The 14086-nt window shown below is 49.5% G+C and carries 8 protein-coding genes; 6 read left to right on the top strand and 2 right to left on the bottom strand.

The features are described 5' to 3' along the window. Nucleotides 1–42: 42 nt before the first annotated feature. Complete coding sequence (locus B5M13_RS28685; RefSeq protein WP_080058924.1) at nt 43–1839, bottom strand: thiamine pyrophosphate-dependent enzyme; 1797 nt, start codon at nt 1837–1839, stop codon at nt 43–45. 224 nt (nt 1840–2063) lie between these two features. Between B5M13_RS28685 and B5M13_RS28680 the strand changes: the two genes are divergently transcribed. The 6 genes from B5M13_RS28680 to B5M13_RS28655 all read left to right on the top strand — a co-directional run bounded on the left by B5M13_RS28680 (nt 2064) and on the right by B5M13_RS28655 (nt 12148). Beyond that, the gene (locus tag B5M13_RS28680; RefSeq protein WP_080058923.1) at nt 2064–2657 is read left to right on the top strand and encodes an RNA polymerase sigma factor; all 594 of its coding nucleotides are present in this window, start codon (nt 2064–2066) and stop codon (nt 2655–2657) included. Between the two features lie 122 nt (nt 2658–2779). Then, entirely contained in the window at nt 2780–3883 is a 1104-nt protein-coding gene (locus tag B5M13_RS28675) for a FecR family protein (protein ID WP_080058922.1), read from the top strand. A gap of 74 nt (nt 3884–3957) precedes the next feature. Beyond that, nucleotides 3958–7425: a TonB-dependent receptor gene (locus B5M13_RS28670; protein WP_080058921.1), complete on the top strand. Its 3468-nt coding sequence runs from the start codon at nt 3958–3960 to the stop codon at nt 7423–7425. A 53-nt stretch (nt 7426–7478) separates the two neighbouring features. Continuing rightward, a complete protein-coding gene (locus B5M13_RS28665; RefSeq protein WP_080058920.1) occupies nt 7479–8930 on the top strand; it encodes a RagB/SusD family nutrient uptake outer membrane protein in 1452 nt (483 codons plus the stop codon). 183 nt (nt 8931–9113) lie between these two features. Then, on the top strand, nt 9114–11195 hold the full coding sequence (locus tag B5M13_RS28660; protein WP_080058919.1) for an alpha-galactosidase: 2082 nt from the start codon (nt 9114–9116) through the stop codon (nt 11193–11195). Nucleotides 11196–11251: 56 nt separating this feature from the next. After that, entirely contained in the window at nt 11252–12148 is an 897-nt protein-coding gene (locus B5M13_RS28655; protein WP_080058918.1) for a LysR family transcriptional regulator, read from the top strand. 35 nt (nt 12149–12183) lie between these two features. Here the strand turns inward: B5M13_RS28655 and B5M13_RS28650 are convergent, their stop codons facing one another. Further along, nucleotides 12184–13956 carry a DUF6044 family protein gene (locus B5M13_RS28650; RefSeq protein ID WP_245859538.1) on the bottom strand — a complete coding sequence of 591 codons (1773 nt, stop codon included), beginning with the start codon at nt 13954–13956 and terminating at the stop codon, nt 12184–12186. Between the last annotated feature and the right edge of the window lie 130 nt (nt 13957–14086).

Raw genomic sequence — 14086 nt, 5'->3', positions numbered from 1 at the left:
GTGTTTTCGATAAATGACGGCTCATATTTTTATGTATGGTTCTCATAAACCCGGGATCACATTGAGTAGGCTTCGACCTTTGGTTTCGATGGCTTCGCGGACCTGATTTTTAACGACGGTTTTGATGATTTCGCTGCGGTCACGTTCACCACGGGTCATCGATTTGACAAATTCAATGGCCTGCTCAGTCGTTATCTTACCGGGCATGGGAGGCTCGTTCTGATCGACAATACAATCGATTAAAACCGGGCCATCGTGGGCAAGGGCTTGTTGAACAATAGCGGGTGCATCGTTCGGGTCTTCAATGGTAAAGCCAGTAGCTCCGCAGGCACGGGCATAAGCCGCAAAATCGATTGACTGTAATTCAACGCCAAATTCAGGGTTGCCTTCCAGTACGATCTGTTCCCATTTAATCTGCCCGTACGAGTTGTTGTGGAAAATGAATACTTTGATGGGCAACTTATACTTGACGGCTGTTGCCATTTCGCCCATGAGCATGGTAAAGCCGCCATCGCCTACCAGCGCCACAACCTGCCGACCCGGATACGCGACCGAGGCCGCAATCGCATACGGTAAACCCGATCCCATCGTAGCCATTAGCCCCGAGGTAGAGAACTGCATGGAACCCCGCATCTGGATATGACGGGCCGCCCAGGTTGTGTTATTGCCACAGTCGCAGGTAATAATGGCATCGTCATTGAGTAGCGGGCTGACCAGGTGTGGGATCACCTGCGGCTTCATCGGGATATCGGTCTGCGTGCCGCGTTCGGTCATCAGTTCCCGCCAATGTTCCATCCGTTCCTGCGCTTTCTGTAAGAAACGGCTATCCGACTTGGGTTTTAGTAACGGTAGGAGAGCCTGGAGCGTGGTTTTACTGTCGCCCACAAGGCCCACTTCAACGGGTGTTCGAAGGCCTATGCGGGTAGCATCCAGATCGATCTGTACCGTTCGGGCCTGACCGGGTTTGGGGTAAAACTCCAGATAAGGAAAGTAGGTGCCAATCATGACCAGCGTATCGCACTCTTCCATTACATCTTGTGAGGGAGCCGTACCCAACAGACCGATGCCCCCGGTAGTATAGGGGCTATCGTCGGGGAGGACAGCTTTTCCCAGGAGAGCCTTGACGACGGGGCCGCCAACTATTTGGGCTAATTGCTCTATCTCTGCGCGGGCGTTCAAGGCGCCACGACCAACCAGAATGGCCACTTTTTCGCCTGTGTTGATTACCTCAGCAGCTCGTTGCAGCGTTTCCAAAGCTGGAGCAAGCGCCATTGTTACGCGTAGTTCACTAGTATGCTTCGGCGCGTTTGCCATGGAGCGTTTATCATCCTGGACTGTCCATTCCTGAAAATCTTTGGGGAAGGATATATGCGCTACCGTTCGAAGTCCATAAGCCGTTCGGATGGCCTGATCGACGGCATTGATGACGTGATCGGGCCCCATAATCAGCTCATTATAAGCAGCTACATCGGTGTATACCTTCGTCAGATTGGCGTCCTGCTGGTAATACGAGCCACTGAGGTCATGGAAGGTATGGCCCGTAATAGCCAACACGGGCTGACCATCATACTTGGCATCATACAGGCCATTGAGCATATGGATACCTCCACAACCCGACGTAGCTATACAGACACCTAGTTTACCCGTAAATTTAGCGTAACCACCGGCCATAAAAGCTGCAGCTTCTTCGTGCCGTACCTGAATCAGTCGAATCTTGTCCTGATGGGTCCGTAGTGCCTCATAGATTCCGTTGATGCCATCGCCGGGCAAGCTAAAGACTGTATCGACTCCCCAGTCGATTAAGCGCTCAATTAATAAATCTCCTCCTGTTTTAGCCATGCTGTTTTCTACGTCACGAGTTGCGCCAGCACGTGGCGTTCCGCACAGATAAAGCGGGTGGGAAGATGTTTTGTTTTTAATTTTAATGTCAATGCCCGATAGCTTACAGAGCCACTAGTTTGACGAATTTAGCGGCTAAATGGCCGAACTATTCGTTAACCAAGTATAGTAAGTAGGGTAGATTCGCTAATAGTTTTCTTCTAATAAAGAGGGTTACTCTGCGTATGAAGGCTGAACAAATCGATGATGCACTCCTGTGGCAACGCTTCCGATCAGGCGATTCGGTGGCGTTCGATCAGCTTGTTCAGGCGTATTATCCGATTTTGTTTCGGTATGGAATCCGTTTCGACCCCAACGAGGAGTACATAAAAGATTGTATTCAGGATGTTTTCGTAGAGCTATGGCAGCGTCGGCAAACAGTCCGCGAAACGGAGTTCGTTAAGTTTTACCTGCTGAAATCGTTACGACGACGCATTTTTCGGGGAAAAGCGAAGTGGGGTACTAATTGGGAGTCGATTCAGGAGAATTATCTGTTCGAGGTTGAATTTTCTATCGAGAATCAGCTCATTACGCAGGAGATTGCCCATGATCACGCCCGGCAGTTGGAAGCGTTACTCAATCAGCTCTCCAAACGGCAGAAAGAAGTTATCTTCCTTAAATTTTATCAGGGCCTTACGCATGAACAAATAGCCGAAGTGATGGTCCTGAATCGGCAGTCGGTCTACAATATTCTTCACGAAGCGCTTCAGAAACTGCGTAATGCCTGGCAGGGCGATATGGCTTTTTCAATGGCTTTATTGTCGCTTCTGGTTCGGTAAGCTCGTTCAGCCACTATTTTCATCGGTTAAATTTTTTTGCAAAAAAATGCAGTTTCTTCCAGTAGGATCGGTGGGGTGACTGCATGTTGGAGGTATAGGGCTAGTTTTTAGCGTATTCCTTCATGAAAAATTACCAGGATTACCAGATCGAGGATTTGCTGCTGGATGAATCGTTCAACCGATGGGCCACTAACCAAAGTTCGCCCGACGAACAGCTATTCTGGCAACAATGGCTGGATCAGTACCCTGAAAAACGCGATATAGCCGAGCAGGCCAAAGTAATTATTGGTGGCCTGACTGTTAAGCCGTATCGGGATATTTCGGAGTCGGACGTACAGCATCAACTTCAACAGATACAGTTCCGAACGCATAAACACCCTTCCGTATGGGTAGTGGCGAACCGCTCACTGGGCTGGTGGGCCAGGGCTGCCGCTGTATTGCTACTGGTACTCGGTATCGGCTGGACTGCCTGGTTGGTTCGACAGTCGGCCGGGCCAGCTACCTACGCAGAATTAGTCAATGCGTCGTCGACAAAACTGATTGAGAAAGTCAATACAACGAATACACCTTTGGTGGTTGGGCTACCCGATGGGAGCCGGGTTACCCTGCAACCCGCCAGCCGGATCAGTTTCAGCAATCAATTTCAGGGAACGAAACGCGAAGTTTACCTAACCGGCGAGGCCTTTTTCGACGTTCACAAAAATCCGGCAAAACCTTTTTATGTGTATGCGAATGAGTTGGTAACCAAAGTGCTGGGTACCAGCTTTACCGTCAGGTCCTTTGAAAGTCAGGCGAATGCGCAGGTAGTGGTACGCACTGGGCGCGTATCGGTTTTTGCCCGGAAAGACTGGCAACGCGCGGAGAAAGAAGCCAACAGCGATATTCCCGGCGTAGTGCTCACACCCAATCAGCAAGTGGTTTTCAGCCGGCAGGAAGGGCATTTCCGACGGACCATTATTCCCAATCCTGCCATTATTGATTCCCGTTTTACTCGTAATGTCTTTGTGTACGACGATACGCCGGTTGCGCAGGCTTTTACCCAACTTGAGGAAGCCTACGGGGTCGATATTGTCTTCGATGAGCAACTACTAAAACAGTGTACACTGACTGCCAAATTTCAGGATGAACCGCTGTTGGAAAAACTGAATTTAATCTGTCAAACCATAAAAGCTTCTTACCAAATCGTTGATGCCCAAATCGTCATTAGCGCTCAGGGCTGCTATTGACCTTTCATTATCCCCTTTACTCAATTTACTGTATGGAAAAAAATAGATGTCTACGAACTCTTGCCTTGTTTCTCATGAAAACTTCGCTCGTGCAAGGCTGTTTACTCATACTGTTTGCTGGTATGACGTATGCTACAACCGTCGATGCACAGTCACCACTAGATCGTCAGATTAGCCTGCAACTGACGGATGTGACCGTAAAAAACCTCCTCAAAACGATTGAGCGCGAAGCCGATGTCGAGTTTATGTACAGCGACCGGATTATTCAATCGCGCCGTAAAGTGTCGCTCAATGTGACCAATGAACGGCTGGCTACCGTGCTCGATAAACTGTTGCGTCCGCTGCAAATCAGTTATCAGTTGGCCGGAAAACGAATTCTGCTGAATGCATCGGCTCCTGAAATGCTTTTACCCGTTCGCATGATTCAAACACCCGTAAATGTTGCCGCTGACCGTACCGTTACAGGCTCGGTCACCGACGAAACGGGCGCTGGGATTCCCGGTGTAAGCGTCATTGTGAAAGGGACCCAGCGTGGTACTACGACTGATGTGCAGGGAGCCTATCGACTGAATGTACCCGATGGCGGATCGCCTATACTGGTATTCAGCTTTGTTGGCTATCAGACAAAGGAAGTTCCCCTGGGCAACAACAGCCAACTGTCGGTTCAGCTTCAAACGGACGATAAAACCCTTAGTGAAGTAGTTGTAGTAGGATACGGCACGCAAAAGCGGGAAGCTGTTACGGCGGCCATTGCGTCGGTGCCCATGTCGGAAGTGAAAGATATGCCTGTATCGAATGCGGCTACGGCTTTACAGGGCAAAATTGCCGGGGTTATCGTTCAGCAAAACAACGGTACGCCGGGCAGTACCCCCGCCATCAAGGTCCGGGGCTTTGGTTCGATCAGCGCGGGTAACTCTCCTCTGATTGTGGTCGATGGCAACATTGTCGATGCCAGCATTTTTGGTTTGCTGAACACAAACGACATCGAAAGCATCGATGTGCTCAAGGATGCTTCGTCAGCGGCTATTTATGGCTCCAAAGGCTCGAACGGGGTGATTCTGGTAACGACCAAACGCGGTAAAAGCGGAAAAACCAATGTCAATCTGGATGTGTATACGGGCTTTCAGCAGATAACTAAAAAAATTGACCTGCTCAACTCGCAGCAGTTTGCTGAGTTTGGTAAAGAAGCCTCCAATACGGCTTATCTGGACAACGTACCTGGCGCCAACATTAATGACCCCAACAGTGTCCGGCCAAGTTCCTATCTGCGGTATCGCTACCCACGGGGTGAACTATACGATTGGTTCAATTTCGACGACCCAGCCAAAGTAGCCAATCTGCCCTATCACGACTACCAGGATATGATCTTCCGCAAGGCCGCCATTAGCAATTACCAGCTTTCGGTTTCGGGTGGTACCGATAAAGCTCGTTATCTGGTTAGTGGAGGCTACCTTAAGCAGGATGGAATTATTAAAGGCTCTAGCCTGGATCGGTACACGGTACGGGCCAATGTGGATGTGAATATCACTCCCCAGCTCCGTGTCGGTCTGAACCTTAATCCATCGTTTAAAAATCAGCAGGAAGTACTTTCAGATGGGCACTGGGCCAACAACGGCATTATCAATGCGGCTCTGTCGGCGATGCCGATGGCTCCCATTTACGCGGCCGATGGCGTAACGTATTCGTCACAAACCGAACTGGCAGCACCCTATAATTATCCCGGTATTACCAACCCGATTGCCAATATTACCGAATACCATAGCAACTATCAGCAGATCAATTTGTTGGGTAACTCCTATCTGGAATATAACTTCCTTAAGGCTTTTAAATACCGGGCCACGGGTAACCTTAACTTCACAGGCTATCGACGCAATGCCTACCAGACATCCCGGCTGCCGCTCAATCAGTTGTTGCCCCCAAATGCAGCTAAAGGCACCGCTACCTCTGAGCAGGGGCTTAGCTGGCTATTTAACCAGACGCTGACTTACACCAAAACCCTGAATGAGGTGCATAATCTGGATGTGTTGGTCGGAATGGAAGCAACCCGCTTTCAGTATCAGTACAGTTCCGGGACGGGCAGTTCGTATGCCAACGATGTAGTGGAAACGCTGAACGCCAGCGCCAATGGTACAACATCGACCATTACCTCCAACCGCCGGGAGAATGCATCGACATCGTATTTCGCCCGGATCAATTACAATTACAAAAGCAAGTACCTGTTGAATGTGTCTGTCCGTCGGGATGGGTCGTCGATCTTCGGGCCGGAGAATCGTTGGGGTACATTCCCGGCTGCTTCGCTCGGCTGGCGGTTTAGCGAGGAGAATTTTATGAAAGGCATTCCCAGCCTGTCGGAAGCCAAGCTTCGGGTGAGTTATGGCCTATCTGGTAACAATGCTTTTCTATCGGGAGGAAATCCCGAGTATTATCCATACGCGGCCACCTTGCGGTCGGACAACTATAGCTTCAACAATAATCTGGCGAATGGTTTAGCTCCTGGCACACTGGGGAATGCCAATTTAGGTTGGGAAAAGAACCAGCAGTTCGATGCCGGTATCGACCTGGGTTTGTTCAACAACCGCATCTACCTGATTGTGGATTATTACAACCGGATTACCAAAGACCTGCTGCTATCGGTTAATGTACCTTCGCTGACTGGATTTACATCGGCTGTGAAGAACATTGGTAAGATGGAGAATAAAGGCTGGGAGTTTTCGATCAACACACGCAACATCACCGGGGCCTTTGTCTGGAATACCAGCGCCAACCTGTCACTGAACCGCAACAAAGTGCTGGCACTTGGACCCACGGGCGATCCAATTCGAAGCAACAGCGGTGTCGATCAAACGAACATTACCCAGATTGGCTCGCCCATTGGTAGTTTCTATGGCTACAAGCAGATTGGTATTTTCAAGAATCAGGCCGATCTGGATAGCTACCCGCACGATGCCACGGCACGGCCCGGCGACGTGAAGTATGAAGACGTGAATGGCGATGGAAAAATCACGGCCGACGACCGCACCATCATCGGCAACAACCAACCAAAGTTCATTTACGGAATGACCAACTCGTTTAGCTATAAAGGCTTTGACTTAAGCATTGCCATTCAGGGAACGCAGGGCGGACAGATCCTGAACCTGAGCCGGCGCTTTTTCGAGAACCTGGAAGGCAACGCGAACCAGATTACCACCGTGCTGACTCGCTGGCGGTCGGAGAGTAATCCCGGCGATGGGGTAACCCCCCGCGCTAATGCCCGGACAACGGGGAACAACAATGCCGTTTCGTCGCGCTGGGTGGAAGATGGTTCGTACCTGCGGATTCAGAACCTGAGCCTGGGGTATCAGTTGCCTAAAACCTTGCTGAACAAAGCGAAAATTCAGCAGGCCCGTATCTATCTGTCGGCGCAGAACCTGCATACCTGGACCAAGTACCTGAACTACAACCCGGAAGTCAGCAACTATGAAGGCCCGCTGACGGGTGGGGTCGATTACGGCTACTATCCTCTGGCGAAAACGTTTACGGTGGGTCTCAACTTAGGATTTTGATGGAACGCGTTGACGCTTAAAAGCCTCATCGGTAAACCCTAATGACAAAAACAATGAAAGTATCTAAGATTTATATATCGCTGCTGTTCAGCCTGACGCTCAGCTCATGCAGCAAAGAGTTTCTGGATTTAAAACCCATCTCATCGGCTACATCAGATAACTTTTACAAGACAGCTGATGATTTCAAGAATGCCATTAATGGGGCATATGCCTCTTTACAATCGGGTGGTATTTTCGGGAATAGCTACGTTTTTGGCGATGTGGCCTCGGATAATACAGTACCTCCGGCTTCCGGTTCGGTAACGGATCAGGATGAATTTGATCGGTTTTACATCAAAACCACTAACCCGTTTATCTCCGGTCGGTGGAACGATAGTTATACCGCCATTGCCCGCTACAATACCATCCTGGAAAAAATTGGCGGAGTGTCGATGGATGAAAACCTGAAGAATCGGTATATCGCCGAAACCAAATTCCTGCGGGCGTTGGTCTATTTCAATCTGGTACGCACGTTTGGCGATGTGCCTCTGGTGCTGAAGGCCATCTCCAATCCCGACGAAGGGTATGAGTACGGTCGTTCGCCCAAAGCGGATGTGTATGCTCAGATTGAGAAAGATCTGACCGATGCCGAAGGGGTGTTGCCGGTTTCGTATGCCACTGCCGAAGTCGGACGGGCCACGAAAGGAGCAGCAAAAGCGTTACTGGGCAAAGTGTACCTAACCGAAAAGAAATACGCTCAGGCAGTTGCCAAGCTTAAAGAAGTGATCGATCTGGGGGTGTATGATATTCTGCCGAACTATGCCGATGTTTTCAAAGTGAGCAATAAGAACAACAAAGAATCGGTGTTCGATGTGCAGTACAAATCGGGCGGTGCTGGCGAAGGAAATTCCTGGCCAAATTCGTTCGCACCCGAAAATTCAGGCAATGCCGTGATCGCATTTGGGGGTGGCGGCAACAACCAGCCCACTGCCGATCTAATCAATGCCTATGAGCCGGGAGATAAACGGAAAGACGTTTCGCTGGCGACATCCTATGTAAATGCCAGCGGGCAAACCATTCCCTACAATTTTGTGAAGAAGTACTATGACACGCCAGCCACTAATGGCGATAACGGTAACAACATCCCCGTTATCCGCTATGCCGATGTGTTGCTGATGTATGCAGAAAGCTTGAATGAAGTGGGCTATCAGCCCAATGGCGACGCATTTACGTACCTAAACAAAATTCGTAACCGGGCAGGATTGGCCAGCAAAACGGCTACCGATATTCCAAATCAGCAGGCATTCCGGCTGGCAATGGAACAGGAGCGTCGGGTCGAATTTGCTTTTGAAGGGCAGCGCTGGTATGATCTTGTCCGTACTGACCGGGCCATTCCAGTTCTGAACAGCAAAAAAGACCAGATTCGACTCGTGAATGTGTTAACCGAAAACAATCTGGTCGATCCGATCCCCCAAAGCCAGATTGATATTAACCGATCAAAAATTCAGCAGAATCCGGGGTATTAGGGAGTCTATAACGCGGGTGGAGCCCGCGCTATGATACGCCAATCGCGGGTTACCACCCGCGTTACGAAAGGGAACAGCCATTGCCTGTTCCCTTTTTTGCGTGATTTGCGTGGTGGCAGATGCTACCATCTGCCACCACGTTGAACAATCAAGATTTCTGAAAACCAATACAATCTATTGCCAATGAGGAATTTATTGATAGCGATCTACCTGTTTACTCATTCTTTCATACCCGCACACGGGCAAACGGACTTATCGTCGTGCCAGGCCATTCGCAAGGGTGATACGTTAATTCTGGGTAATTCGCTGATTCAACGAACCTACCTATTTCAGAATGGGAATCTCAGTTCATTCGCCCTTCAGGACAAGCAAACCGGGAAGAAATGGCAATTGGCGAATAAAAACGCTGATTTTTCCTTGCCTGCTAAAGTGGGTGATCCGGCCAACGGAGGCTTTACGGTAAAACCCGTTGCCGAAACCAGCCGAACACCTGCCCATCTGGAAGCAGAGGTACTCGTTTCATTAGGAGATGTATGGGTAAAACGGGTCTTTCGAATCTATCCCAACTGCCCGGCTATTGCCTGCGATTATTACCTGAAAGGACGCGCTCCCGATTGGCAGCAACAGGTTCAACAAGCCTACGACCTGCGTAATCTTGAATCTCTGGCAACCCAAAAAGAGGGTGAGGCTAATGCTGTCGTGCTGGATCGACTCGCCCTTCCCGGACTTCATTGGCGGGGAAAATCGGTGGAGTTTTTCGATGCTACCGACCAGAATAACACGCTGGTGCAGGAATATACCCGACTGGCGTATCGCCAGGAAGTACGATTGCGGGGTAACCTGTTGTTTCTGGACGAAGGAGGAACCGATAGGGGGATTTTCTGGCTCAAAGAAGCACCAGTATCGGGTGTACAGCTCGCTTACCCTGGCTTCGATTTCTCGTTAAAGTTCAACGAGATGCGGGCGGTTGGTATTGGTGTAGGACCAACTGACCTACGCAATGATGAATGGGTTCGGGGATATAGCCTGGTGCTTGGCGTTTGGTCGGGTGGCGAAGAGGGACAACTGACAGCGCTTCGGTCGTATCAACGAAGCTTACGGATACGGCAACCTAACCGCGATGAGATGATTCTGCTCAATACCTGGGGAGATCGGGGGCAGGATAAAAACATCAACGAAGCGTTTGTGCTACGCGAACTGGAATTAGGAGAAAAATTGGGGATCACTCATTTCCAGCTTGACGATGGCTGGCAACAGGGAAAAAGTGCCAATTCGGCGTTTCAGGGTGGGAGCTTCAAAGACATCTGGCGCAAACCCGATTACTGGCTACCCGACCCCAGGAAGTTCCCAACGGGTTTTAGCCGAATTATGGAAACGGGTAAAAAGCGAGGTATTACGCTCTCCACCTGGTTCAATCCGAGTGTCGATAGTAGCTTCAAATACTGGGATCGGGATGCGCAGGTGATGATTGACCAATACCGACGCTATGGCATCCGGATGTGGAAGATCGATGGGGTGCGTATTGCCGATAAGCAGGCCGAAATTAATTTCCGAAAGATGCTCGATACGGTTATGGCCAGCACAAACGGTGAGGCTATATTTAACCTCGATGTGACGGCTGGCCGACGGTTTGGGTATCATTATTTTTATGAGTACGGCAACCTGTTTCTGGAAAACCGCTATACCGACTGGGGAAATTATTATCCGCATTTCACCTTGCGCAATTTGTGGATGCTGGCCCGATATGTGCCACCTCAGCGCTTGCAGATCGAGTTTTTGAACAAATGGCGTAATCAGGATCGCTATCCCAAAGACGACTCATTTAGCCCGGCACACTACCCCTTCGATTACTTGTTTGCCATTACCATGCCTGCCCAGCCGTTGGCCTGGATGGAAGCCCGCAATTTGCCACCAGAGGCCTTTGCCATTACCAGCCTGATCAGTGCCTATAAAAAACATTGGTGGGCGTGGCATAATGGCCAGCTATTTCCAATTGGTAATGAACCATCGGGCACAAGCTGGACAGGCTTTCAATCCATTTCGGAAAAACAGTCTACCGGATATGTATTGGTTTTTCGGGAGCAAACGAAAGTGGGTGCTGCTAAAATGAAGCTCATGAACCTGTTATCCGGCACCTATCAGTTTACGCACTTAATGGGTCAGGGAAAAAGCTTCCGGCTGGCCGTAACGGCTGATGGAACTGTGTCATTTACATTACCGCAGCAAATGGCATTTGGTTTTTATCAATACGAACGGGTTAAGTAAACCGCAGGCAAATACGGACAGACTACTACCTTTGCTGTACTAAATTCAGTATCAGTATGCTATCCTTCCGCCTGAATGTCTTCTATACCGTGGCCAAACGGCTGAGTTTCACCAAAGCAGCCGCTGAGTTATATGTCACGCAGCCTGCCGTGACCAAGCACATTCAGGAACTTGAACATCAGTTTGGAACCGCCCTGTTCGACCGGCGTGGGAATCAGATCAGCCTGACAGCGGCCGGGAGTATTCTGCTTCGTCATGCCGAAACCATCATGGCCACCTATCGCCAACTGGAGTTCGATATGAACGCGCTCAAAGGGGAGTCGAGAGGATCGTTGCGGGTAGGGGCCAGTACGACCGTAGCGCAGTATGTGATTCCGCCTGTTCTGGCGCGGTTTCATGAACAATCGGCCGATGTAGCCATCTCGCTGCTGAGTGGCAATACGGAACAGATCGAACAGCAGTTGCTCAACGACGAGATTGATCTGGGATTGGTGGAAGGCCGAACGCATCATAGCGACATTCGCTATACGCCATTTGTCAAGGATGAACTGGTCCTGATCTGCCGGGCCGATCACCCATTAGCCAATCGCGACGAGATTACGCTGGACGAATTACGTACCGTCCCGATTGTGCTGCGTGAACGAGGCTCCGGGTCGCTCGAAGTGATTGAACATGCTTTGCGAGGAGTCGGCATACGTCTATCGGATCTGACCGTGGAAATGCATTTAGGAAGTACAGAAAGCATTAAATCGTATCTCAGTAATTCGCGCTGTATGGCGTTTATTTCCGTTTTTGCCGTTCAGCAGGAGTTACAGGCTGGTACGCTAAAAGTGCTTGATGTACAGGGGCTTACTATCGAGCGTGATTTGTATTCCATTCAGTTGCAGGGCGTCAGCGAAGGACTTGCCGATACCTTCATGCGATTCGCCCGTCAGCATTATAAGCGAGGCTAGTCTAGGGTAAGGATTACCCGCTTGCCTAGGCTACTTTATACAACTTTATACAACCAGATTCGCCAATAGCTTTCCGGTTGGTCAAAGACTTTTTTCAGATACAGTCGGTTGGCGGCTGCATTTAAAATCGGTACGGCCGAAATTACGTATTGCCCATTGAGCGACTTTAGTGCATTTGTATCGATCTGTAGATGACTAACGGACCGATTTTGTGTTTTTCCGAAAAGGTAGTTCATGCCTAATTCGGCGGTGTAGAGATAAGCGCGACAGGCATAGGCATCGTAATAAACGCGCATTTGCCGGGTGCCCTTGGCGAGTTCCGCAGCAATAATTTTGCGGAATGCGTGCTTGTAGGGTAGGGGATAATTGTTCTGGTAACTATCGAGCGTGTAAAAGCCGTTGAACTGCGCAACGGATGGATGCATACCCAGGCATATGACCCGGTAGTTCGAGGGTTGCTGGCCAATATAATCGCGAATCTGAACAAATTGCTTTTCAGCAAAAAAGGCCCGGAATGATGGATATTGCGCTTCGTTAATAAGCCCGACTGACTTACCGACATTAATTCGCCATTCTTTGTTCGCAATAAGCATCAGCGTGAGCTGCAGGGCCAGAAATAGCGAAACTACGTTCGATGGCTGGCTGTTGTTGCCGGCTTCTCTGCGCCCATCCCCAAACTCCCGTAACGCCATAGCAAACAGAATGAACCAGAGTGCCGGAAGCAGAAAATAGAAACGATCAAACTGAAACACGCGAAATTTGAGCCCCAGGTCACTATCACCCAGGGCAACGACGAGGTAATGGTAAAAGCCATGAACCAGACAAATGAGTGCCGCCAGTATTGGCAACCCGATTAGCCACCTGACGGATGTATAACGTTCTCGTCGAAAAGCTTTTCGGGCACTTAATCCAGCTACTAGTAGAATACCCAGCGTAAAAAAAGCCCCCGTATTAAACATCGGCCAAACAAATAAATCCGCACTCCGGCGCAAACTATCCACTACCCGCATCGAACGTAGCTGGCTATAGTCGAATTCAACGCGTTGGGAAATATATGTTTGATGGACAAACCCATAAATCAGTTCCCACTCGCTGGCCAGGTAGAGCAGGGAAAGTGTGAGTAATCCATTCAGATACGGTCGGTTCAGTTGTCGGTTTCTGAGCATACTGATCAGGCCCAATACGCCTAAGGCAACACAGATAAAAAGGCCCGACCAGACGAAGAACGAATAGAATGGAAATAAAAGGATAATGACCCAATCGGTCCAGCGAGCCCGGTTCGTCAATAGATTGAGAAATGCAAATAACAGCAGTGGCTGACCCGTAACCGATGCGCCATGCACTATATAGCAGGGCACCAGGGCAAACAGAAAAGCAACCGCTACTCGGGTAAAGGCCCAGATCGATTCGGGCAAAATGTATCGACGCAGCAATAAATACATGCCCCAGAAGCCAAGCCCATGCACAGCCGCAAAATTGATAACCTGAGCTGCGTAAGGTGGAAAAAGCCAGAACGACAATACTTCAACATTTAGCCCTGTCCGAAATGCTGAGCGTGGTATACCCCGGAATGGCCCACCACTCATCATATTGGGAATAATAGTGTTCAGATCAAAATCGAAGGCGGTACGAGTGAGTTTGAGCAGATACAGGTAAAGAAAATCGCTGTCCAGATTGTCGTGGATGGTTAGATGGGCCCCTTCGCCGAGCCAGATGTATGGGAAAACATACAACCCTAACAACCCTATGGCAATGAACAGATATGTTCTTTCGGAAGTAGAATAAATTGTTTTGGTAGAAGAGGACATAATCAACGCAACCTGATAGATTTTCAGAATCTACTAGGTGTAAGGGGACGAAAATACTGAAATTTGATGAGATGGAAAGACTGCCAGTGAGCGTCGGGGTTTTTCGTACTTTTATCCCAAATTCAATCAT

Origin of the sequence: Spirosoma aerolatum (assembly GCF_002056795.1) — a bacterium.
GTDB classification, from domain to species: Bacteria; Bacteroidota; Bacteroidia; order Cytophagales; family Spirosomataceae; genus Spirosoma; species Spirosoma aerolatum.
The sequence above is the reverse complement of the archived record's forward strand: the minus strand, read 5'-3'. Positions and strand labels throughout refer to the sequence as shown.

Excerpts from the sequence above, each read along its gene's own strand:
- B5M13_RS28685 (WP_080058924.1), bottom strand. The coding sequence starts at position 1,839 with ATGGCTAAAACAGGAGGAGATTTATTAATTGAGCGCTTAATCGACTGG.
- B5M13_RS28680 (WP_080058923.1), top strand. The coding sequence starts at position 2,064 with ATGAAGGCTGAACAAATCGATGATGCACTCCTGTGGCAACGCTTCCGA.
- B5M13_RS28675 (WP_080058922.1), top strand. The coding sequence starts at position 2,780 with ATGAAAAATTACCAGGATTACCAGATCGAGGATTTGCTGCTGGATGAA.
- B5M13_RS28670 (WP_080058921.1), top strand. The coding sequence starts at position 3,958 with ATGAAAACTTCGCTCGTGCAAGGCTGTTTACTCATACTGTTTGCTGGT.
- B5M13_RS28665 (WP_080058920.1), top strand. The coding sequence starts at position 7,479 with ATGAAAGTATCTAAGATTTATATATCGCTGCTGTTCAGCCTGACGCTC.
- B5M13_RS28660 (WP_080058919.1), top strand. The coding sequence starts at position 9,114 with ATGAGGAATTTATTGATAGCGATCTACCTGTTTACTCATTCTTTCATA.
- B5M13_RS28655 (WP_080058918.1), top strand. The coding sequence starts at position 11,252 with ATGCTATCCTTCCGCCTGAATGTCTTCTATACCGTGGCCAAACGGCTG.
- B5M13_RS28650 (WP_245859538.1), bottom strand. The coding sequence starts at position 13,956 with ATGTCCTCTTCTACCAAAACAATTTATTCTACTTCCGAAAGAACATAT.